A 21,204-nucleotide genomic window follows, 5' to 3' on the forward strand; every position below is an offset into this window, starting at 1 on the left:
CGATTGCGCTGGCTGCTCCCAGCCTGATTCACGAAAAATACGAAGACGACTTCACCGTGATCGACAAGAATTTCCGTCTCAACCCGCTGACCGGCGCCATCCTGATGATGGCCTTTGGTGCGTCTGGCGCCCTCGCTGCCGCCCCCAAACTGCTGGTCAAGGAACCGACCCAGGCAGCCCCGGCCGGCGCAGCGTTCGGTAGCCGGTTGATCGTGCGTTACAAGGACAACACCGCTGCTGCAACCGATCGCAGCAGCAAGCTGATCGCCGTGCAGGCCGCGGTGGGCCGCGTTGGTGGCAGCACCAGTGCGCGTAGCAGCGCTGCCGTCGCCAAGGCGATTTACGTGCGTAAGCTGGGCATTGGCTCGGACCTGATCAAGCTGTCCAGCACGCTGACCGCCGCGCAGGTGGACAAGGTGGTGGTTGAGCTGAAGAACGACCCGTCCGTGGCCGACGTGCAGATCGACCGCATGCTGCGCCCGATTGACATCAGCAAGCGCGTTGCCGCCGCCGATGTGAGCCCGCACCTTGTTCCCAACGAACCGTTGTACGCGCAGCACCAGTGGCACCCGAGCAATCCCCACGGCGGCATCAATGCGCCGGGCGCGTGGGATCTGTCGCAGGGCGCCGGCGTGGTGGTGGCGGTGCTGGATACCGACATCCTGCCGGGCCATCCGGATTTCGCCGGCAACATCCTGCAGGGCTATGACTTCATCACCGACGCTGAAGTCTCGCGTCGTCCTACCGATGCGCGCGTGCCGGGCGCACTCGATTACGGCGACTGGCAGGAGGCCGACAACGTGTGCTAAATCGGGTCGACAGCGCAGGCAAGCACCTGCCACGGCACCCATGTCTCTAGCACCGTGGCCGAAGCGACCAATAACGGCTTGGGCATGGCTGGCGTGGCGCCGAAGGCGAGCATCCTGCCGGTGCGCGTGGTTGGCCGTTGCGGCGGTTACAGCTCCGACATCGCCGATGCGATCGTGTGGGCTTCCGGCGGCACCGTTGAAGGCGTGCCGGCCAACACCAACCCTCTGAAGTCATCAACATAAGCCTGGGCGGCGGCGGTCCCTGCGATTCGGCCACCCAGCTGGCGATCAATGGCGCCGTATCGCGTGGCACCACCGTGGTGGTCGCGGCCGGTAACGACGGCGACGACGCAGCCAACCACTCGCCGGCCAGCTGCAATAACACCATCACCGTTGGCGCCACGCGCATCACCGGCGGCGTCACCTATTACTCCAACTACGGCAGCAAGGTCGACCTGTCCGGCCCGGGCGGCGGTGGTAGCGTGGATGGCAATCCGGGCGGTTACATCTGGCAGGCCGGCTACACCGGTGCCACCCGCCGACCTCGGATCGCTATCCCTATATAGCTTTAGGCGGCACCTCGATGGCCTCCCCGCACGTGGCTGGCGTCGTGGCGTTGGTGCAGAGCGCGGCGATCGGTCTGGGCAAAGGCCCGCTGACCCCGGCTGCGGTCGAAGCGCTGCTCAAGAAGACCAGCCGTCGCTTCCCGGTGACCCCGCCGGCCAGCACCCCGATCGGTAGCGGCATCGTCGATGCCAAGGCCGCGTTGAAAGCGGTGTTGGAAGAGCCGTGCGACCCGGCCACCCAGAGCTGCGCACCGAGCGCTATCGAACTGACCAACAAGGCACCGGTGGCTGGACTGAGCGGCGCCGCCGGCAGCTCCACGCTGTACCGCTTCGACGCCAAGGCCGGTGCTTTGCTCAGCTTCATCACCTACGGCGGCACCGGCGATGTGTCGATGTACGTCAGCTTTGGGGCCGAGCCCAGCACGACCAGCTACGACGCCAAGTCGACCCGCCCGGGCAACAGCGAAACCGTGCGTTTCACTGCACCCAAGGCTGGCACATACTACATCAAGTTGGTCTGTGCGGCGAGCTACGCGAAGCTGACGCTCGTTGCACGACAGTAAGTAGCGAAATAGTGTGGCCGATGCCCCCTGCCAATCACCGGGGGCATTGCTTTTCAAGGCGATTCAGATGCGTGCGGTTGATCGTCCCGGCAAACTGCTACAGTCGGCGCCGGACCAGTGGAGACGAGTGTGAACGCGGTTGCCGTCGATCCTATCGAGCATCGAAATGCGGAAATGCGCATCGTCGATGCGCTGCTTGAACGCCGTCGTCTGAAAGACACCGATCTGCTGCGGGCGCGCCAATTGCAGACCGAATCCGGCATGGGCTTGCTCACCTTGCTCGGCCGCCTGGGTCTGGTGTCCGAACGCGATCATGCAGAAACGTGCGCCGAGGTGCTCGGCCTGCCGTTGGTGGATGTACGCCAGCTTGGCGACACCCCGCCGGAAATGCTGTCTGAAGTGCAGAGTCTGTCGCTGCGCTTTCTCAAACAATTTCATCTCTGCCCGGTTGGCGAACGCGCTGGCCGGCTGGAGCTGTGGATCGCCGATCCCTACGACGATTACGCCATCGATGCAGTGCGTCTTGCCACGGGCTGCACGCTGCTGTTGCAGGTTGGCTTGCGCTCGGAAATCGACGATCTGATCGAGCGCTGGTACGGCCAGGGCCGTAGTGCGATGGGCACCATCGTCGAAACCGCCGATGGCGATGCCAACAGCAGCGACGACATCGAAGCGCTGCGCGATCTGGCCTCCGAAGCCCCAGTGATCCGGCTGGTGAATCTGGTGATCCAGCACGCGGTGGAACTGCGTGCCTCCGACATCCATATCGAGCCGTTCGAAAGCCGGCTCAAGGTGCGTTACCGCGTCGACGGCGTGCTGGTGGAAGGCGAAAGCCCGCCGGCCAAGCTCACTGCCGCAGTGATCAGCCGCATCAAGATCATGGCCAAGCTCAATATCGCCGAACGCCGCCTGCCGCAGGACGGCCGCATCATGTTGCGCGTGCAGGGCAAGGAGCTGGATCTGCGCGTCAGCACCGTGCCCACCGCGCATGGCGAAAGCGTGGTGATGCGTCTGCTCGATCGCGAAACGGTGGTGTTCGACTTCTACAAGCTCGGCTTTACCGAAGCGTTTTTGCCGCAGTTCCGCAAGGTGCTGGAACAACCGCACGGCATCATGCTGGTCACCGGTCCCACCGGTTCGGGCAAGACTACCACGCTGTACACCGCGTTGAGCCAGCTCAACACCTCCGACGTAAAAATCATCACCGTCGAAGACCCGGTGGAATACCAGATCGAAGGCATCAACCAGATCCAGGCCAAGCCGCAGATCGGGCTGGATTTCGCCAACGCCCTACGCAGCATCGTGCGTCAGGATCCGGACATCATCATGATCGGCGAAATGCGCGATCTGGAAACCGCGCGCATCGCGATCCAGTCCGCGCTCACCGGCCATTTGGTGCTGTCCACGCTGCACACCAATAACGCAGCCGGCGGCATCACCCGTCTGCTCGACATGGGCGTGGAGGATTACCTGCTCACCTCCACCATTAACGGCATCCTGGCGCAACGGCTGGTGCGCAAACTCGATCTGGCCAATGCCGAACGCTACGCCGCATCGCCCGAAGAGATCGAACGCTTCAATCTGCGCCGTCTGCAGCCCGAGGGCGAGATTTTCCTGTATCGGCCGCGTCCCTCGGCCACCGCACCCACCGGTTATCTGGGCCGCACCACCATCGTCGAATTCCTGGTGATGAACGACGAATTGCGCCGCGCGGTGATGCGCCGCGCCGGCATGGGCGAGATCGAACAACTGGCCCGCCAGGCCGGCATGCGCACCATGTACGAGGATGGCTTGTCCAAGGCCTTGCGTGGCGAAACCACCATCGAAGAAGTCCTGCGCGTCACGGAGGATGCGTGATCGGTAAGCTGGCAGGAACGCGCTTTGCAGGCACCGGACCAACGACCCGCCAGCACATCAATCCGCCGGCTTCGCTGTGCGTGGACAGCGATGCGTGCGCGATGTCGGCAGTGCGCTGCGATGCGCTGTTGCCCATTCCCAAGTCCCGATTCCCGATTCCCGGCCCCACCGTCTGATGCCTCTCTACCGCTACAAAGCCCTGGACGCGCACGGCGAAATGCTCGACGGCCAGATGGAAGCGGCCAGCGACGCCGAGGTGGCGTTGCGTCTGCAGGAACAGGGCCATCTGCCGGTGGAAACGCGCCTGGCCACCGGCGAAAACGATTCGCCATCGCTGCGCATGTTGTTGCGCAAGAAGCCGTTCGATAACGCGGCACTGGTGCAATTTACCCAGCAACTGGCGACGTTGATCGGGGCCGGGCAGCCGCTGGATCGCGCGCTGTCGATTCTGATGGATCTGCCCGAAGACGAAAAAAGCCGGCGGGTGATCGGCGATGTGCGCGATACCGTGCGCGGCGGTGCGCCATTGTCGTCCGCACTCGAGCGCCAGCACGGGCTGTTTTCCAAGCTGTACATCAACATGGTGCGCGCGGGCGAAGCCGGCGGCAGCATGCAGGACACGCTGCAACGGCTGGCCGATTATCTGGAGCGCAGCCGTGCGCTCCGGGGCAAGGTGATCAACGCGTTGATCTACCCGGCGATCCTGCTCGCGGTGGTGGGCTGCGCGCTGCTGTTCCTGCTCGGTTATGTGGTGCCGCAATTTGCGCAGATGTACGAAAGCCTGGATGTGGCACTGCCGTGGTTTACCCAGGCGGTGTTGAGCGTTGGCCTGCTGGTGCGCGACTGGTGGCTGGTGCTGATCGTGGTGCCGGGCGTACTGGGGCTGTGGCTGGATCGCAAGCGTCGCAATGCCGCATTCCGTGCGTCGCTGGACGAATGGCTGCTGCGCCAGAAAGTGGTCGGCAGCCTCATCGCGCGGCTGGAAACCGCACGCCTGACACGCACGTTGGGCACCTTGCTGCGCAATGGCGTGCCGCTGCTGGCGGCGATCGGCATCGCGCGTAATGTGATGTCCAATCTGGCGTTGGTGGAGGATGTCGCTAACGCGGCCGACGACGTCAAGAACGGCCATGGCCTGTCGATGTCGCTGGCACGCGGCAAGCGCTTTCCGCGACTGGCGCTGCAGATGATTCAGGTGGGCGAAGAATCCGGCGCACTGGATACGATGCTGCTCAAGACCGCCGACACCTTCGAGCTGGAAACCGCGCAGGCCATCGACCGCGCACTGGCTGCGCTGGTGCCGTTCATCACGCTGGTGCTGGCCTCGGTGGTGGGGCTTGTCATCATTTCAGTACTCGTCCCGCTGTATGACCTCACCAATGCAATCGGCTGAGAGCGGAGGTCACTGCACCGGTGCAGCCATCAGGCGAACGCAGCCGGCGCTCGGAATCGGCCTGGACCGCTCGTACACTGCATCTCCTGCGCGCGCGCCGGGCCCAACGGCCAAGCGCGCGCGGCGCTGTGCCAGTCGTCTTGACCGGGCAGCGTATTCACCACAACGTTCCGGTGACCGCACGACACCCATGCGGGAACCATTGCAATGGTCGCCGTGTCATTTGTTGGCGGCGGCATCCTTCATCGACGTGCAAGGAAATCGTTCATGATCAAGCGTTCCATTACCCGCAGTCCGTCGCGCGCAGGCCAGGCCGGCATGAGCTTGCTGGAAATCATCATCGTCATCGTGCTGATCGGTGCGGTCCTCACGCTGGTCGGCAGTCGCGTGCTCGGCGGCGCCGATCGCGGCAAGGCCAATTTGGCCAAGTCGCAGATCCAGACCCTGGCCGGCAAGATCGAGAATTTTCAGCTCGATACCGGCAAGTTGCCGAGCAAGCTCGATGACCTGGTCACCCAGCCCGGCGACAGCAGCGGTTGGTTGGGGCCTTACGCCAAGCCGGCCGAACTCAACGACCCATGGGGCCACGCCATCGAATACCGCGTGCCCGGCGACGGTCAGCCGTTCGACCTGATGAGCCTGGGCAAGGACGGCAAGCCCGGTGGCAGCAGTTACGACGCAGACATCAAGTACCAATAAGCTCTCGTCATGCGCGTTGCGTGTCAGCCGTTGTTTCATCCGCATGGAGGGGGCGGCCCTGGTCGGGCACGCACGCGTGGCACCTCGTTGCTGGAGATGCTGCTGGTCATCGCGTTGATCGCAATGGCCGGCGTGCTCGCCGCTGCGGCACTGAACGGCGGCATCGACGGCATGCGCCTGCGCACCGCCGGCAAGGCGATCGCCTCGCAACTGCGCTATACGCGCACCCAGGCGATTGCCACCGGCACGCCGCAGCGGTTCTTGATCGACCCGCAGCAGCGTCGCTGGGAAGCACCCGGCGGCCATCATGGCGATCTGCCGCCGTCGCTGGAGATCCGGTTCACTGGCGCGCGCCAGGTGCAGTCGCGGCAGGATCAGGGCGCGATCCAGTTTTTCCCGGATGGCGCATCTACCGGCGGGCGCATCGATTTGCAGGTCAAGGACGCCAGATGGCGTGTCGACGTGGGCTGGATCACCGGCGAGGTGCGTTCGGGCCCCTTGCGGACGCCATCGCCATGAAGTGTCAGCGCGGTTACACCTTGATCGAAGTGATCGTCGCCTTTGCGTTGTTGGCCTTGGCATTGAGCCTGTTGCTGGGGTCGTTGTCCGGCGCCGCACGCCAGGTGCGCGCAGCCGATGAAAGCACGCGCGCCACGTTGCACGCGCAATCGCTGCTGGCGGTGCAAGGCATCGAAAAGCCGCTGGAGCCCGCGCAGCAACAAGGCACCTTCGAGAACGGCCACTTTCGCTGGTCGATGGATGTGCGCCCTTACGACGAACCGCGGCGCAACCTGCAGGCGCCGCTATCGCCCGGCGCGCATCGTCTGCTGCAACTGACCTTGGTCGTGCGTTGGGGCGAGCAGCCCAATCAGATGCTGCAATGGCGCACCTTGCGGCTGGTGGCCGCCAGCGCGCAGGGCAACCCGTCATGAGCCGTTCGCGCAGCGCGGGCTTCACCTTGATCGAAGTGTTGCTGGCCACGATGTTGTTGGTCGGTGGGCTGGCGTTGGCGTTTGCCACCTTGCGCTCGGCCAGTGCGGTGAGTCAGCGCGGCGAAGCGATCGCACAACGCAGCGAGCGGGTGCGTGCGGTGGAAGAATTCCTGCGGCAGCGCTTGGCTGCGGCATTGCCGATCGCCATGGGCATCGATACGCAAAGCCAGCAGCCGATCCTGTTCATCGGCGAGCCGCAGCGCCTGCGCTTTGCCGCAGACGTACCGGATTATCTTGGCCGCGGCGGGCCGTATCTGCACGACCTGTCGGTGGCCGGCGATGGCGATCAGCGCAACCTGCTGATTGCGTTGACCATGCTGCAATCCGGCAAGACGATCGAAGAGAGTAGCCCGCTGCCGCCGGAAAAACTTGCCGAAGGCGTGCAACAGGTGAATTTCCGTTATCGCGGTATGGATCCCCAAACCAGCCGGCTGAGCGCGTGGCTGCCGCAGTGGGAATGGCACGACCGCTTGCCGTTGATGGTGCGCATCGAGATCCGCAGTGACGATGCCGCATGGCCGCCGATGGTGGTGGCGTTGCCGCAATCCAGCAACCCGGGGGCCGGGCAATGAGCCGCGCGCGCGGTGCCGCGCTGGTGCTGGTGTTGTGGTTGATCGCGTTGCTCACCGCGATGATCGGTGCGTTCGCGCTCACTGCACGCGTGGAAGCACTGCAGGGCAGCATGCTGCGCAACGGCGCGCAGGCGCAGGAATACGCGCGCGCTGGCCTGGAATACGCATTGTTTCGCTTGCAAGACGCCGACACCCAGGCACGCTGGCGTCCAGACGGCCGGCGCTATCGCTGGCAAATGGACGATGCCAGCGTGGAGATTCGTATCACCGATGAAAGCGGCAAGGTGGATCTGAACATGGCCGAGCCCGGCTTGCTGGCCGGTCTGGTGCGCGCGGTCGGTGGCGACCAGTCCAGCGCCACCCGGATTGCCGGTGCCATTGTCGATTGGCGCGATACCGATTCATTGAGCCAGCCCGGCGGTGGCGCAGAAGATCGCGATTACGCCGATGCCGGTCTGCCGTATGGCGCAAAAGACAGCCCATTCGAAACGCTGGGCGAACTGCGCCTGGTGCTGGGCATCGATGGCGAGCTGTATCGCAAGCTGTTGCCCAACGTCACGCTGTACAGCGGTCGTTCGCGGCCTGAAGCGCGTTTTGCGCCGGCCCCGGTGCTCACCGCGATGGGGCTGGACGCGCAGCAACTGCTGGCCCAGCGTGACGCGCCGCTGGGTTTGCCGGGCAGCGACGCGACGATCGGTGGCTCGGGCACTTATAGTATCGAGAGCCGGGCGCGACTGAGTCAGGGACGCGAGGCTGTGTTGCGGGCGTTGGTGTCGACCGGCGCGTCCGCATTACCAGGGTCGGCCTATACCGTGTTGCGTTGGGAAGAGGGAGCAGCAGTGCAATGACCGCATGGCGGGATACCTTGGGTCGTATCGGCGTACGCGCCATGCCGGGAGCCGGAGGGTTCTGGCGTTGGTGGCAACAATCGCTGCTGGCCTGGCTGCCGCAGCGGTGGCAATGGCAATTGGGTTTGTCGCAGGCACGCCTGTTGTTGCAACAGGACGGCGACGCGCTGCAGTTGCTGCGCCAGCGCGACCATAGCTGCGACAGCGTCGCCAGTCTGCCGTGGCCGGTCCATCCGCAGGAAGTGAATAGCTTGCTGCCGACTGCGCTGGAAAGCCTGCCGCGGCATTGGCTGTTGCCGGCCGCGCACGCGCTGCGCCGGCCATTGCGCCTGCCTGCCGCGGCCGCGGCGCGGTTGCAGGATGTGGCGCGTTTCGAGATCGATCGGCAAACCCCGTTCACCGCCGACCAGGTGTATTTCGATGCGCGCGTGCTTGACGTGCGCGAAGACGGCCAGTTCGATGCCGAACTGGTGGTGGTGCCGCGGCGCATGATCGATGGCCCGGCCGGTGTGCCGGACGCATGGAACAGCGCGCTGTCGGGCATCGATGTCACCGATGCGAAAGGCCTGCCACTTGGTGTGAACCTGCTGCCGCCGGCACGCCGCCTGCGCCGCAGCGACCCGATGCAGCGCTGGAATCTGCTGCTTGCCGCTTCAGCGCTGGTCTTGCTGGCGGTGGCCGGCTGGCTGCTGCTCGACAATCGCCGCCAGGCCGCCGACGATCTGCGCGCCAAGGTGCAGGCCAACGCCGCGCGCGCGCGCCAGGTCGCTGCCGAACGCCAGCAATTGATGGATCTGGTTGAAGGCGCGCGGTTCTTCCAGCAACAACGCGCGACCCGCCCGACCTCGGTGGAGATCTGGGACGAACTGAGCCGGCGTTTGCCCGGTGGCACCTATCTGGAAAAATTTTCAGTCGAAGGCGGGCAATTGCAGTTGATCGGATTGAGCAATGAAGCTTCTTCGCTGGTGCGTCGTCTGGAAGGCTCGCCGCTGTGGCGCACGCCATCGCTGACCGGCGTGCTGCAGAGCGATGCCGGCCGTAACGTCGACCGCTTCACCATCACCGCCGAACTTGCCGGCCCCGATGCGAAGGAGGCGGCCGATGCCACGCAGCGTTAAGCGCGATCGCTGGATCGCTTTGGGCCTGCTGTTGCTGGTGCTCGGCGTGGCCTACCTGGTGCTGGTGCACCCGTGGTTCACGCAACCGATGATTGCGGTGCAGGACGACCTGCAAGCGCTACGCGAGCGCGAACTGCGCGTGCGTGTGCAGCTGCAGCAGGCAACGGAAGTCAGCAAGCGGCTGCGGCAGGCGCGTCAGACGCTGGAAAGCCGCCCAGGCTTTTTGCCGGAAACCTCGGCCGAACTCGCCTCCGCTGGGCTGGTGCAGCGCCTCGAGCGCGCGGTTGTGGAAGCCAGCCCCGGTAACCGCAGTTGCGCCATCAGCAACCGTTCGCCGCTGCAGCCCGAGAGCAAGAACCGCTTCACCCGCGTGGCGGTGCAAGTGCGTTTGCGCTGCGGCACGCCAGAACTGGCTTCGGTGCTGTACAGCCTGGAAAACGGCACGCCGCGGTTGTTCGTGGACAACCTCAACGTGATGGCGCAGCGCTACCAGCTCTCGCCGAACGAAAGCGGCAATGGTCTGGATATTGCCTTCGAACTGGCCGGTTATCTGCGCCCGGGCGCCAGCGCCGCACCGCTGAATAACGAAACCGCACCTGCCGCTCCCAACGCCGCGGAGGCCAGCAATGCGCCTTGACATGATCGGCCTGCGCACCTGGTTGCTGGCCACCGTGGTCGGGTGGGCGATGCTGGTGTGCGCGCTGGCCGTTGCCGGCCTGGGCAAGCGCGTCGAGCTGCTGCCCGACGACCCGGCCTTGGTGCAGCGCCTGCCCACGTTACCGGCACCGGCACCGGAGCGCCTGGGCGCGTTCGAAAAATATTCGGAAATCGCCGCGCATCCGGCGTTCGCCGAAGACCGCCTGCCGCATCCGTTCTTCCTGTCCGGCAACGACGGCAGCGGCGCTGCTTCGACAGTGCGCCTGACCGGCGTGCTGCTGACCGATACCTTCAAGATGGCGACGTTGAGCCTGGACCCACAGGATTCGGTGCGCGTGCAACTGGGCGGTGATGCGGTCAAAGGCTGGCGCCTGCTCGCCTTGCAGCCGCGTAGCGCCACCATCGAAGGCCCCAGCGGCACGCAAACGCTGGAATTGCACGTGTTCAACGGCCAGGGCGGGCAGCCGCCCACTGCCAATGCCGCCGCACGTGGTGCCGGTACTGCGACTGCGCCGGTGCCGTCTCCCGACGCTGCGGCAGTTGCCGTGCCGCCGCCGCAACAGCAACAACCGCAACCGCAACCGCAACCGCAATCCGTGCCGCCGGTGCAACAGCCCGGCTGGCAGGCACTGCCAACCGTGCAGCCGCAGCGTAGCGATGGCGCGCAGGAAGCTCCACGCCCCTCCGACGATCAGATGCGTGCCATCCGCGAACGCATCGAAGCCCGACGCCGCCAGCTGCAACAGCAGCGCCAGAGCGGCTCTCCCCCCGGTCAGACCCAATGAGTGAACGCATGACGCCGCGCCTGTTTCCCGTATCCCTGCTGATTGGCCTGCTGGCCGGTTGCGCCACCACTCCGCCGCCGGACGTGCGCCGCGACGCGCGCTTGGATCCGAACGTCGGCGCTGCCGGCGCCACTCAAACCACCGCCGAGCAGAGTGCCGACGGTAAGGCCAGCGCCAAGCCCAGCCCGGTGATCCGGCGCGGCAGCGGCACCATGATCAACCAGAGCGCCGCGTCCGCGCCGGCGCCCACGCTGGGCATGGCCAGCAGCGGCAGCGCTACCTTCAATTTCGAAGGCGAATCGGTGCAGGCCGTGGTCAAGGCCATCCTGGGCGACATGCTTGGTCAGAACTACGTCATCGCGCCCGGCGTGCAGGGCACCGTGACCCTGGCCACGCCCAATCCGGTCTCGCCCGCGCAGGCGCTGAACCTGCTGGAGATGGTGCTGGGCTGGAACAATGCCCGCATGGTGTTCAGCGGTGGCCGCTACAACATCGTGCCGGCCGACCAGGCATTGGCCGGCACCGTCGCGCCCAGCACCGCCTCGCCCTCGGCCGCGCGCGGTTTCGAGGTACGCGTGGTGCCGCTGAAGTACATCTCGGCCAGCGAAATGAAGAAGGTGCTCGAGCCCTATGCGCGCCCGAATGCCATCGTCGGTACCGACCCGGCGCGCAACGTGATCACCCTGGGCGGTACCCGCGCCGAGCTGGAAAACTACCTGCGCACCGTGCAGATCTTCGACGTGGACTGGTTGTCGGGCATGTCGGTGGGCGTGTTCCCGATCCAGTCCGGCAAGGCCGAAAAGGTCAGCGCCGATCTGGAGAAGGTATTCGGCGAGCAGAGCAAGACCCCCAGCGCCGGCATGTTCCGCTTCATGCCGCTGGAAAACGCCAATGCCTTGCTGGTGATTACTCCGCAGCCGCGCTACCTGGACCAGATCCAGCAGTGGCTGGACCGTATCGACAGTGCCGGCGGCGGGGTACGGCTGTTTTCGTACGAGTTGAAGTACATCAAGGCCAAGGACCTGGCGGATCGTCTGTCGGAAGTGTTCGGCGGCCACAGCAGCGGCGGCGATTCCAATGCATCGCTGGTGCCAGGGTCGGAAACCAGCGTGCTTGGCGGCGCGCTCGGCAATCGCGACAGCAGCATGGGTGGCAGCTCCGGCATGACCGGCGGCAGCATCGGCGACAGCGGCGATGGCAGCTCGTCGGGCAGCAGCTTCGGCAGCAGTGGAGGTGGCAGCAGCAGTGGTGGTCTGGGTAACGGCAGCCTGCAGCTGTCGCCGCGCAGCAATGGCAACGGCGCGGTGACGCTGGATGTGGCCGGCGACAAGGTGGGTGTATCGGCGGTGGCCGAGACCAATACCTTGCTGGTGCGCTCCACGCCGCAGGCCTGGAGCTCGATCCGCGATGTCATCGAAAAGCTCGACGTGATGCCGATGCAGGTGCATATCGAAGCGCAGGTGGCCGAGGTGAATTTGACTGGCAAGCTGCAGTATGGTGTGAATTGGTACTTCGAGAACTCGGTGAATGCTGCAGCGGATTCGGCCGCCAATAGCACCGGCATTGGCGCTGGTGCCGGCTTGGCAAGCGCAGCAGGGAGAAACATTTGGGGAGATATCGCTGGGAAAATCACCGGTGAAAAAGGCGCTCAGTGGACGTTCTTGGGCAAGAATGCGGCCTCGATCATCCATGCACTTGATGAGGTGACTAATGTGCGTCTTCTGCAAACGCCTTCTGTTTTTGTACGCAACAACGCCGAGGCAACGCTGAATGTTGGCTCACGTATTGCGATCAATTCGACGTCTATCAATACCGGTCTCGGAAGCGACAGCAGCTTTTCCTCGGTGCAGTACATCGACACTGGCGTAATCCTGAAAGTGCGTCCGCGTGTGACCAAGGACGGCATGGTGTTCTTGGATATCGTGCAGGAAGTCAGTAGTCCTGGTGATCGTCCCGCTGCCTGTACTTCGGCTACTGCGACGGTCAATGCCGCCGCTTGTAACGTTGATATCAATACGCGCCGTGTAAAGACGGAAGCTGCCGTGCAGAGCGGCGATACGATCATGTTGGCCGGTCTGATCGACGATACGACCAGTGATGGCAGTAACGGAATTCCCTTCCTGAGCAAGCTACCGGTTGTTGGCGCGCTGTTTGGATCCAAGAGCCGTAACAGCGCCCGCCGCGAAGTCATCGTGCTGATCACTCCCTCGATCGTGCGCAACCCGCAGGAAGCGCGCAATCTCACCGACGAATATGGTCAGAAATTCAAGGCCATGGAGCCGCTGAAGCCCAGCCAGAAACCGCAATGAGTGCAGCGCTGCCGGTCGTGTTGGTGCCGGTCGGCACCGACGAGGAGGCGTTGGATGCATGTCTGGGGGCGTTGGATGCCGCCACACCCGCAGGCACGCGGGTATGGCTGGCCGACGATGCGCAAGCTGGCCCGCGTGGGCGCGCAGTAATCGAGCATTGGCTGGTGCGCACGCAATTGCAGGCGCATCACACCCGTCGCCAGCGCATGCTGGGCGAGGTCGCGCATCTGGACGAAATGCTCATCGCTTGCGGCGATGCCGACGTGGTGGTGCTCGGAGTGGATGCCCGCCCGTTGCCTGGGTGGTTGCAGCAACTGACCGCATGTTTCGCACGCGACGCCGCGATTGCCACCGCCACGCCTTGGAGCAATGTGGGCGAAGCCTGCAGCTGGCCGCGGCTGGGCGAACTCAACCCCATGCCGGATGCAACGGAGCGGCTTGCCGCTGCCTGTGCCGCAATGCCGCCGCTGCATCCGGAACTTCCATCGGCGATCGGGCACGCGGTGCTGTTGCGTGGCGCTGCACGGCGCAAGGCCGGCGGCCTGGATGCCAGCAGCTATGGTTCGTGGTACGCCGCGCTGGTGGATTTGAGTCTGCGCATGGGCGGGCTGGGCTGGCGCAATGTGTTGTGCGGTACCGCTTTCGTCGCCTCGCCACACGAGGGCCGCCCGGCCGATGGCGACATGGATGCCTTGGCTACCCGCTGGCCGGCCTGGCATGCCCGTTTGGCCAACTTCCTGATGCACGACCCGCTGCGTGCGCAGCGCGATCAGCTGACCCACTTACTGGCCGACCTGCCGCCACCGGATCCGCAACGCGCGTTGTTCGACGCGTAGAGCAGCTGACAACGCAATTTCGCGCACAGCCAGATGTTTGCGCCCGGTGCGTTGTGCGGCGTACACCACTCGTCCACTGCGGTTTCCCGTGCGCCGGCTACGGCCACCTGACGGCTGCCCGCCACGTCTTGTTGTTAGCGGCTCTTGGTCGTCTCGCGACCGTGCTTCGCAGGGTCCTCGGATCGACACAGTGATGCACTTGATCAAGCGACCGAAACACCACCGCACAGTCGGCATCCGTGTGCAGCCGCTGCCAGCCACTGCAGGTGCCACCTGTGCGCTCTGCTCCGAGCACACCACCCGCATCCATCGCGACAGTTGCAATGAGTCTGTAATGAGGCGCCGCACCCGCAACCAAGATGACGGCGAGGCATGCTCTTAATCGATTCCCGATTCCCGATTCCCGATTCCCGATTCCCGTCGCTACAGCGCCGACCGCGTCGGTGCCTCTGTCCGCACCACCACATCCACTGCGTCATGACGCCAGGATTCGATATCCAGTTCCACCGCGCGGCCATCTTCGGCAAAGCTGATCCGCTGCAGACGGAAGCACGGCGTGCCGGGAGCGGACTGCAGCAGCATCGCCTGTGCTGCGTCCAAACCGGCCGGGTGCATCGACAGTTGCGCGCGGCTGAGAAACAGGCCGAGTTGCTGGTTGAACACCGTCGACAGCGACCCGGCCAGATCGTGTTCGAGCAGGCCCGGCGCCCAGGCCGCGAGCACCACATTGGTTTCCAGCAGCACGGCGCGACGATCGATCCAACGCCGACGTTGCAGCACGAAAACCTCGTCGTACGGGCTATCCAATCGCAATGCCGCAGCGTAGGCAGCGCCCGCGACCTGTCTGGTAGCGCTCAATAATTCGGTGCGCGGCTTGCGCCCTTGCGCGGCCACGTACTGCATGAAACCGGCGATGCTGGTGGGGTCGTAGCGCACGCGCGACGCGCTGACGAACCAGCCGCGACGATTCTCGCGGTAGATGCGGCCTTCGGCTTCAAGTTGTTGCAAGGCTTCGCGCAGCGTGATGCGGGTGCAGCCGAACCGCTCGGCCAATGCGCGTTCCACCGGCAAGCGTTGATCCTGACCCCATTCGCCTGCTGCAATCTGTGCGGAGATCGCTTCGGTGATGGTGTGCTGGCGCGACACGCTCATGCGGCGAACCGTTGATGGAAGGCGCGGGATCTAGGCAATGCCATGAGGTGGAAGGCGTGCATGTTGCGATGGTAAAGAAGAACGCGTGCACAAAACGCGCCTGGCTCAGCGTGCGCTAGCCAGGTTCGGGTTCTGTTGGGTTTTCCAGCTGCGCCAGCCGTACACCGCAAGCGCCACGAAGCCGGCGTAGAGCGCGGCAGTAGGGTGCAGCCCCTTGCTGATGAAGACGCCGACATAAACGCAGTCGAGTACGATCCACAACACCCAGTTGGCGATACGCTTGCGTGCTGCCCACAGGCTGGCCACCAGGCTGAAACTGGCAAGCGCCGCATCCAGCCACGGCAGCGCCGCATCGGTGCGGTAATGCATGTAGGCGCCGAGTGACGCAGCGAACGCGGCGCCGATGCACAGCGAGAGCCAGCATTCCATCACCGGCATCGGCAGCGGGCGGATGCGCGTGTCTGCAGGGCTTCCGCGTTGCCAGTGCCACCATCCGTAGAGCTGGGTCAGCACATAGACCCCTTGCAGCAGCATGTCCGAGTACAGCTTCCACTGATAGAACAGCCACGCGTACAACGCCACCGCCACGATGCCCACCGGCCAGCACCAGCGAATGCGCCGCGCGGTCAGCCACACGCCCAGCAGGTTGATCGCGACGGCGATGGATTCGAGCAGCGACATACGGGATCTGGTGCGGTGTGGATTATGGTGGAGATGCGTAAGACAACTTAGGGCGGCTAACAAAACCACTGCGCAGTCGCCATGCAGGGGCGTCCAGTGCGCGGTGTGGCGTACATCTCGCAAAAACTCCGGTTCCGCAGCGCCGTTCATACCCGCCTGACGAATGCTTGCTAGGTCCTGGTAGCCGCCCTTCGAACCCGGATGCTGCGTGCAGCAAACGCACGGCGCGCAACATGCCAGCAAGGCAGGTGACAAGCCGCTGATCACAGCATCTTGCGGATGCGTCGGCGGCCGACGCTGCCAAGCAGCGCATCACTTGCGCGTTCTTCCCGCGCAGGCACGGGAAGGCATGTAGCGAGTGCATGCCATGGCGATCTAGAAATCCACCTGCACGGTCAGCCGCGCAGTGCGCGGCGCACCGGGGAACAGATACGCATCGCCCTGATATTCGCCGGAATCGCGCCAATAGCGCTTATCGAACACGTTGTCCACGTTCAAACGCCAGGTGGTCGCCAGCCCGCCCAGCGCCGTGGCGTAGCGCGCACCCAGATTGGCCACGGCGTAGGCCGGCACGCTGGCGTTGCCGAGGCGGTCGGCGAACTTGCGCCCGCTGTATTGCACGCCGGCCAGCAGCGCCAGTCCATCGACGCCGGGCACGCTGTAATCGGCCTGCACGCTGGCGCGCAGCTTGGGCACGTTGATCGCCTGATGGCCCTCATACTCGGCAATGTCGGTGTCTTCTGCACGCGCGCGGATTGCTGCGATGCTGGCGAACAGACGCAGCTGCCGGGTCGCTGCACCGTCGGCAGACAGCTCCAGGCCGCGGTTGTGCAGGCGGCCCTGCTGCACATAGAGCAGACCGCCATCGGCCTGCGGTTGGGTGAACTGATAGGCCTGACGGATGTCGAACAATGCCGCGCCCAGGCGCAGGCTCTGCAGGTCGATCTTTGCGCCGGTTTCCAGCTGATATGCATTGGTGGGCGGCAGGATCTCGTCGGCGTTATCGGCAAACCACGGCGCCGTGCCGCCGGCCGCCAGGCTCTTGGCGTAGCTGGCATACAGCGACACGTTCTGCTGCGGCTTGAACAGCAGCGCCGCCTGCGGCAGCACCGTGTCTTTGCGCATGCGTCGTTCCAGCAGGCCGTCGCGATCGAAGCTGCGTTCGTCCAGTTGCACGTAGCGCCCGCCAAGCGACAGTTCCCATTGCGCACCCAGGCCGATGCGGTCGGCCAACACGAGCGCGCGCTGGCGGCTATCCAGTCGGCGCTGCTTTGGGGCCAGCGGCACATCGGTCTGCGCAAACACCTCCGGGTCGCGGTCGATGCTGCCGCTGCCGACGAATGCGTTGACTGAGCCAAAACGGTCGATGGTGCGGCGCAACCATTCGCCGCCGACGCTCAGGCGATGTTCCAGCGCGCCGGTAGCGACACGGCCTTCCAGCGTGGCACGCAGTTGATTGTGCACGCGGGTGTCGTCGGGGCTGCGGTAATCGTAGACGTCGTACTCGCCCTGCGCGCTGAAGAAGTTCGGCGTGGCGAAGTCGGCGCAGCTTGCCGCGCCATAACAGCCCCAGGCGAACGCAGAGAAGTCGTTGATCGTCGAGCGGCTGCGCGATGCGTCGGCAGTGGCGCGCCAGTCGTCGTTGAACTGGTAGGCGTACCGGAACTGCGCGTTGAGCGAATCCATTTCCACCGGACGTGCCCACGGCTGGTAGCCGAGCAGGCGATGCACATCGATATCACGCGGCACCTGCGTGCCACCCAGCAGTTGATAGCCCGGCACCGAGCGCTGTTGCCGATGCTGATATTCCACGTCCAGCTGCAACAGCGCTTGCGGGGTGATCTTCCAGTCGCCGGCCAGCGACAGGAAATTGCGGTAGCCGTCGGCATGATCGACATCGCTGTCGATGTCTTCGCGTGCGGCGTTGATGCGCACGCCCAGCGTGCGTTCGGCACCGAACCAGTCGCCCAGATCGGCGGCGAGATAGCGTGAGCCTTGTTCGTCGGTGCCCAGGGTCACGCTGCGCACGTGCTCGGGCCGCTTGGTGCGGTAGTCGATCAGCCCGGCCGGTTCGTTGACGCCCGACTGCAACCCGGCCAGACCCTTGAGGAGTTGCACCTGCTGTTTGTTTTCCAACGCGATCGATTGTTCGCCCACCGCGCTCATGCCGTTGATACGGTAGCTGTTGGCGGCATTGAGCGAATAGCCGCGCACCACGAAGTTTTCGTAATAGCCAATGGGCGCATACGCATCGCCAGCGGAAGCATCGGCACGCAGGACTTCACTGAGCACGCGTGCCTGACGATCGAGCAATTGCTGACGATCGATGAGCGCGATCGACGCGGGTGCGTCCAGCAGCCGGGTTGCGCCGAATCCGCTCAATGCCGTGCTGGTCTCGACGCGCTCGCCACGCACGTTGACCGCATCCAGTTCGACGGCATTGGCGTCGGGTTGCTGCTGCGCCAGTGCAGGGGTGCAGCACAACGCCAATACCAGCGCGAGCGGGCAGCGGGAGAGCAGGGGGAAGGTCGCAGACATTGACAACGCTCGACAGGAAAGAGAAATGAGGGCGCTCACGGCAGCCGGCGCGCACGCGCGTGCAGATGCTCAAGCAGGTGCTGGCCATCGGCGCTGGTAAACCAGTCCGCATGGCCGAGCAAATAGCGGTGATAGGCGATGTCGGCGTTGGTGGGCGAACGTGTGATGCCGGCGAAATATTCGATTTCGCTCAAGGCGAAGTCGGCATGCACGATCGGCAGCAGTGCGGCCAGGCGGCGCAACTGGTTGGCATCCAGTGGACGATGCTGCGCATAGCCATCCAGTAGCGCGTCGAGCTGTGCCAGTTCGGCCTGCGCGCGTGCGCCGGTGTCCAGGCGCAGCCAGGGGATGAGGTTGCGCTCGATGGCGGTCGCCAGATCGAACAGTGCGCTGCTGCAATCGCTCAACCCGAAATCGAAGATGGCGCTGACGCGGGTGTGCCCGTCGTCGGTGTCCCACAGCAGGTTGGACGCGTGCCAATCGCCATGCGTCCACAGCGGCGGTAGCGCGCCCGGCGCAGACAGCAGCGGCCACGCGCGCGCATGCCAGGGCAGCAGATGGGTGGCGAGATCGTGTTGCCAGGGGCGGTATTGCAAGGCGGCTGCCAGGTGCGGCCGCGTTGGCAATGCATCGTGCAACGCCTGCAGCGGGTCCGCCTGCGCAAACAGCCGCAGGTTGGCGACCAGCACGCTGGTGGAGCGCACCGGCGCATCGAAGCCCTGGGCGGCGCTGTGCAGTTGCGCCAACGCAGCGCCGGCCGCCCGCGCATGTGCCACGTCGGTGAACGGTGTCCACGACAATGCATCGCGGTAGAGGTCGCGCCCGGCGCCGACGCGCTGCACTTCGTACACCCACTCGTCGTACGTCAGTGCGGTGCAGCCCTGGGCGTCGTGCAGCACCTCCGCCACTGGCGCGCCGGCCCAGCGCAGATGGGCAATAAAGTTGTGTTCCTCGCGCAGCGCGGCGACGCTGCGCACGCTGCGATGGTGGCGTTTGACGATGACCGGGCCGCTTTCAGCGTCCACGCAAGCTGCTGCCGAGAACGGGCGCGCGCTCTGCCATCGCACCGCAATGAGCCGGCCTGCGGCTGCACACCCATGCAGCACGCGATGGATTTCATCGGTGGTGAGCACCGGCCAGTCCGGCAGCGCCAGTTCCAGGCTCATGCCATGCACCTGATGCGGCACGTTCATGGCCTGATTCCTGACAGACCCACGGATCGCTCTGCCCCGGTGAGTGGTATAGACCAATGGAAAGGGGGCGAAGCGGCGGACCCGGCACTCGCGCCGGCAATGACAAGAACGGCGCTGCCAGGCCGTCGTCGCATCGCATCCGCCATCAGGCAGCGGCGATGCAGGGAATGAAAAGGCAGCGCGAAACCGAAAGATCGCTAGCCGTCATCTCAACAATCAGGTGTGGGAGTGCACCAAAAGCGATTGGCAAAACAACTGGCGATCAGATGGGTGTGGGCGGTGTGCTCTGAAGCGGATGTACGCGCGTTACATGCATCGAGTGCCGCCCGCGCCCGCCTGGTGGCTGCGCAGTCGTTTTGCAGGTCGCTCAAAATGTCGTAAACGGAGACCGCACGGCGGCTCCCGACGCGCAGTATGCGCTTTGCCAGCATGGGTCGCCATGCCGCCAAGCGCATACGGCGCGAGTGACTGCCTGCAAGCAGGAGCGTGGCGCAATGTCCAGCCCGCCCGGGAATATCAACGCAATGCAGCCGCGACAACGCCTGATGCGTAGCTTGCAGCTGCGAACTTGAGATGGCGCTGCGCCGCTCCGGCACCGGATAATGGGCGGATGACTGCCGTCCAGATCGCCGCCGTCGTTGTCACCTATCAGAGCAGCAGCACCATCGATGCCTGCCTGTCGCGATTGCGCGCGGCCGAGGGCATCAGCGAGATCCGGGTGGTCGACAACGCTTCCAGCGACGACACCCTGGAAGTCGTGCAGCGTCATGCCCTGGCCGATGCGCGGCTGCATTTCATCGCCAACCCCGATAACCCCGGTTTCGCCACTGCGTGCAATCAGGGCGCGCGCGACTCGCAGGCGCCCTGGCTGGTCTTTATCAACCCCGACTTGATGGTCGCGCGCGACACCTTGCTGCAGCTATGCGACCGCGCAGCGGGGCATCCGGCGGTACTGCTGGGAGTGGAGCAGGTGGATGAGCAAGGGCGTCCGGATATGGCTGTGCGCCGCCGCGACCCGGATTTTGCGGCGATGCTGCGCGCGCCGCGTGCTGCCGCCAATCTGACGGTGCCGGCCGACCCGTCGCGGGCCCTGCAGCCGGTAGACGCCATCTCCGGCGCGTTGATGCTCATGCAGCGCAGCCTGTTCGACCGGCTGGACGGCTGGGACGGCAGTTATCGCCTGCATGCCGAAGACCTCGACCTGTGCCGGCGTGCCCGCCAGGCCGGTGCCCTGGTTGCGGTGGCCAACGATCTGCAGGTAGTGCATGTGCGCGGCGTCTCCAGCCGCGCGCGGCCATTTTTCGTGGAGTGGCACAAACATCGTGGATTGTGGCGCTATTTCCGCAAGTTCGAAGCTCGCCACCGCGGCTTGATGACGCAGCTCGGCGTCTGGCTTGCGATCTGGACCCATGCGGCTGCGCAGGTGCCGCGTTTGTTGCAGAAGAAGTGACTTTCTGTGCGTTACTCATAAGTCAGTAAATTAGGGAGCAAATGCCGGTGTCTGCTGTCCAACCATCCATGAAGAAGAGAGACGGACGTTTGGTATCGCGGGCAGTGCTGGAAGAAATGCGCCTGATGGCGTTGCAACGGATGGGCGAAGGCGAATCGCCGGCCGAAGTGGCCTCGTCGTTCGGGC

General features: G+C 64.8%; 18 protein-coding genes, 2 other RNA genes and 2 pseudogenes. 18 read left to right on the forward strand and 4 right to left on the reverse strand.

Annotation, left to right across the window (positions count from 1 at the left end):
• Nucleotides 1-56: 56 nt before the first annotated feature.
• The 15 genes and pseudogenes from WJW29_RS11725 to WJW29_RS11795 all read left to right on the forward strand — a co-directional run bounded on the left by WJW29_RS11725 (nucleotide 57) and on the right by WJW29_RS11795 (nucleotide 14,144).
• Nucleotides 57-1,938: pseudogene (locus WJW29_RS11725) on the forward strand (diffusible signal factor-reguated S8 family serine peptidase).
• A 129-nt stretch (nucleotides 1,939-2,067) separates the two neighbouring features.
• Nucleotides 2,068-3,795, forward strand: a complete 1,728-nt coding sequence (gene gspE / locus WJW29_RS11730) for a type II secretion system ATPase GspE (protein ID WP_012446069.1) — start codon at nucleotides 2,068-2,070, stop codon at nucleotides 3,793-3,795.
• Nucleotides 3,792-3,971, forward strand: a complete 180-nt coding sequence (locus WJW29_RS11735; protein ID WP_041181968.1) for a hypothetical protein — start codon at nucleotides 3,792-3,794, stop codon at nucleotides 3,969-3,971. The genes gspE and WJW29_RS11735 overlap by 4 nt, the downstream gene beginning before the upstream one ends.
• Nucleotides 3,971-5,188: a type II secretion system F family protein gene (locus WJW29_RS11740; protein ID WP_011257722.1), complete on the forward strand. Its 1,218-nt coding sequence runs from the start codon at nucleotides 3,971-3,973 to the stop codon at nucleotides 5,186-5,188. Before WJW29_RS11735 ends, WJW29_RS11740 begins: the two co-directional genes overlap by 1 nt.
• Before the next feature lie 267 nt (nucleotides 5,189-5,455).
• Entirely contained in the window at nucleotides 5,456-5,887 is a 432-nt protein-coding gene (gene gspG / locus WJW29_RS11745; RefSeq protein ID WP_011407642.1) for a type II secretion system major pseudopilin GspG, read from the forward strand.
• A gap of 9 nt (nucleotides 5,888-5,896) precedes the next feature.
• Nucleotides 5,897-6,406 (forward strand): GspH/FimT family pseudopilin, encoded by a 510-nt coding sequence (locus WJW29_RS11750; RefSeq protein WP_011257724.1) that lies wholly within the window; start codon nucleotides 5,897-5,899, stop codon nucleotides 6,404-6,406.
• A complete protein-coding gene (locus tag WJW29_RS11755; RefSeq protein WP_011257725.1) occupies nucleotides 6,403-6,819 on the forward strand; it encodes a prepilin-type N-terminal cleavage/methylation domain-containing protein in 417 nt (138 codons plus the stop codon). Before WJW29_RS11750 ends, WJW29_RS11755 begins: the two co-directional genes overlap by 4 nt.
• Nucleotides 6,816-7,451, forward strand: a complete 636-nt coding sequence (locus tag WJW29_RS11760) for a type II secretion system protein J (protein ID WP_011257726.1) — start codon at nucleotides 6,816-6,818, stop codon at nucleotides 7,449-7,451. Before WJW29_RS11755 ends, WJW29_RS11760 begins: the two co-directional genes overlap by 4 nt.
• The gene (locus tag WJW29_RS11765; RefSeq protein ID WP_011407644.1) at nucleotides 7,448-8,299 is read left to right on the forward strand and encodes a type II secretion system protein GspK; all 852 of its coding nucleotides are present in this window, start codon (nucleotides 7,448-7,450) and stop codon (nucleotides 8,297-8,299) included. The genes WJW29_RS11760 and WJW29_RS11765 overlap by 4 nt, the downstream gene beginning before the upstream one ends.
• Nucleotides 8,296-9,417 carry a PilN domain-containing protein gene (locus WJW29_RS11770; protein WP_011407645.1) on the forward strand — a complete coding sequence of 374 codons (1,122 nt, stop codon included), beginning with the start codon at nucleotides 8,296-8,298 and terminating at the stop codon, nucleotides 9,415-9,417. The genes WJW29_RS11765 and WJW29_RS11770 overlap by 4 nt, the downstream gene beginning before the upstream one ends.
• Nucleotides 9,401-10,054, forward strand: a complete 654-nt coding sequence (gene gspM, locus WJW29_RS11775; RefSeq protein ID WP_011407646.1) for a type II secretion system protein GspM — start codon at nucleotides 9,401-9,403, stop codon at nucleotides 10,052-10,054. Before WJW29_RS11770 ends, gspM begins: the two co-directional genes overlap by 17 nt.
• Nucleotides 10,044-10,859, forward strand: coding sequence for a type II secretion system protein XpsN (gene xpsN, locus WJW29_RS11780; RefSeq protein WP_011257730.1), 816 nt, complete (start codon nucleotides 10,044-10,046; stop codon nucleotides 10,857-10,859). Before gspM ends, xpsN begins: the two co-directional genes overlap by 11 nt.
• A complete protein-coding gene (gene gspD / locus WJW29_RS11785) occupies nucleotides 10,856-13,168 on the forward strand; it encodes a type II secretion system secretin GspD (protein WP_011257731.1) in 2,313 nt (770 codons plus the stop codon). Before xpsN ends, gspD begins: the two co-directional genes overlap by 4 nt.
• Entirely contained in the window at nucleotides 13,165-14,004 is an 840-nt protein-coding gene (locus WJW29_RS11790; protein WP_011257732.1) for a hypothetical protein, read from the forward strand. The genes gspD and WJW29_RS11790 overlap by 4 nt, the downstream gene beginning before the upstream one ends.
• A 60-nt stretch (nucleotides 14,005-14,064) precedes the next feature.
• A non-coding RNA gene (locus tag WJW29_RS11795) (sX9 sRNA) lies at nucleotides 14,065-14,144 on the forward strand.
• Nucleotides 14,145-14,427: 283 nt separating this feature from the next.
• Here the strand turns inward: WJW29_RS11795 and WJW29_RS11800 are convergent.
• On the reverse strand, nucleotides 14,428-15,156 hold the full coding sequence (locus WJW29_RS11800; RefSeq protein WP_011257733.1) for a UTRA domain-containing protein: 729 nt from the start codon (nucleotides 15,154-15,156) through the stop codon (nucleotides 14,428-14,430).
• 105 nt (nucleotides 15,157-15,261) lie between these two features.
• The gene (gene pnuC / locus WJW29_RS11805; RefSeq protein WP_011407648.1) at nucleotides 15,262-15,837 is read right to left on the reverse strand and encodes a nicotinamide riboside transporter PnuC; all 576 of its coding nucleotides are present in this window, start codon (nucleotides 15,835-15,837) and stop codon (nucleotides 15,262-15,264) included.
• A 114-nt stretch (nucleotides 15,838-15,951) separates the two neighbouring features.
• Between pnuC and WJW29_RS11810 the strand changes: the two genes are divergently transcribed.
• Nucleotides 15,952-16,023, forward strand: a non-coding RNA gene (locus WJW29_RS11810) — sX9 sRNA.
• 189 nt (nucleotides 16,024-16,212) lie between these two features.
• Here the strand turns inward: WJW29_RS11810 and WJW29_RS11815 are convergent.
• Nucleotides 16,213-18,375, reverse strand: coding sequence for a TonB-dependent receptor (locus tag WJW29_RS11815; protein WP_011407649.1), 2,163 nt, complete (start codon nucleotides 18,373-18,375; stop codon nucleotides 16,213-16,215).
• A 35-nt stretch (nucleotides 18,376-18,410) separates the two neighbouring features.
• A complete protein-coding gene (locus tag WJW29_RS11820; RefSeq protein ID WP_011407650.1) occupies nucleotides 18,411-19,568 on the reverse strand; it encodes a phosphotransferase in 1,158 nt (385 codons plus the stop codon).
• A gap of 610 nt (nucleotides 19,569-20,178) precedes the next feature.
• On the opposite strand from WJW29_RS11820, the gene WJW29_RS11825 reads away from it, so the two are divergent.
• Nucleotides 20,179-21,018, forward strand: coding sequence for a glycosyltransferase family 2 protein (locus WJW29_RS11825; RefSeq protein ID WP_011407652.1), 840 nt, complete (start codon nucleotides 20,179-20,181; stop codon nucleotides 21,016-21,018).
• Between the two features lie 41 nt (nucleotides 21,019-21,059).
• Nucleotides 21,060-21,204: pseudogene (locus WJW29_RS11830) on the forward strand (IS630 family transposase); the annotation flags it as partial.

The sequence above is a fragment of the Xanthomonas sp. JL1 genome (assembly GCF_038405005.1).

Coding starts and splice junctions, on each gene's coding strand:
- WJW29_RS11740 (WP_011257722.1), top strand. CDS start 3,971: ATGCCTCTCTACCGCTACAAAGCCCTGGACGCGCACGGCGAAATGCTC.
- gspG (WP_011407642.1), top strand. CDS start 5,456: ATGATCAAGCGTTCCATTACCCGCAGTCCGTCGCGCGCAGGCCAGGCC.
- WJW29_RS11750 (WP_011257724.1), top strand. CDS start 5,897: ATGCGCGTTGCGTGTCAGCCGTTGTTTCATCCGCATGGAGGGGGCGGC.
- WJW29_RS11755 (WP_011257725.1), top strand. CDS start 6,403: ATGAAGTGTCAGCGCGGTTACACCTTGATCGAAGTGATCGTCGCCTTT.
- WJW29_RS11760 (WP_011257726.1), top strand. CDS start 6,816: ATGAGCCGTTCGCGCAGCGCGGGCTTCACCTTGATCGAAGTGTTGCTG.
- WJW29_RS11765 (WP_011407644.1), top strand. CDS start 7,448: ATGAGCCGCGCGCGCGGTGCCGCGCTGGTGCTGGTGTTGTGGTTGATC.
- WJW29_RS11770 (WP_011407645.1), top strand. CDS start 8,296: ATGACCGCATGGCGGGATACCTTGGGTCGTATCGGCGTACGCGCCATG.
- gspM (WP_011407646.1), top strand. CDS start 9,401: ATGCCACGCAGCGTTAAGCGCGATCGCTGGATCGCTTTGGGCCTGCTG.
- xpsN (WP_011257730.1), top strand. CDS start 10,044: ATGCGCCTTGACATGATCGGCCTGCGCACCTGGTTGCTGGCCACCGTG.
- gspD (WP_011257731.1), top strand. CDS start 10,856: ATGAGTGAACGCATGACGCCGCGCCTGTTTCCCGTATCCCTGCTGATT.
- WJW29_RS11790 (WP_011257732.1), top strand. CDS start 13,165: ATGAGTGCAGCGCTGCCGGTCGTGTTGGTGCCGGTCGGCACCGACGAG.
- WJW29_RS11800 (WP_011257733.1), bottom strand. CDS start 15,156: ATGAGCGTGTCGCGCCAGCACACCATCACCGAAGCGATCTCCGCACAG.
- pnuC (WP_011407648.1), bottom strand. CDS start 15,837: ATGTCGCTGCTCGAATCCATCGCCGTCGCGATCAACCTGCTGGGCGTG.
- WJW29_RS11815 (WP_011407649.1), bottom strand. CDS start 18,375: ATGTCTGCGACCTTCCCCCTGCTCTCCCGCTGCCCGCTCGCGCTGGTA.
- WJW29_RS11820 (WP_011407650.1), bottom strand. CDS start 19,568: ATGAACGTGCCGCATCAGGTGCATGGCATGAGCCTGGAACTGGCGCTG.
- WJW29_RS11825 (WP_011407652.1), top strand. CDS start 20,179: ATGACTGCCGTCCAGATCGCCGCCGTCGTTGTCACCTATCAGAGCAGC.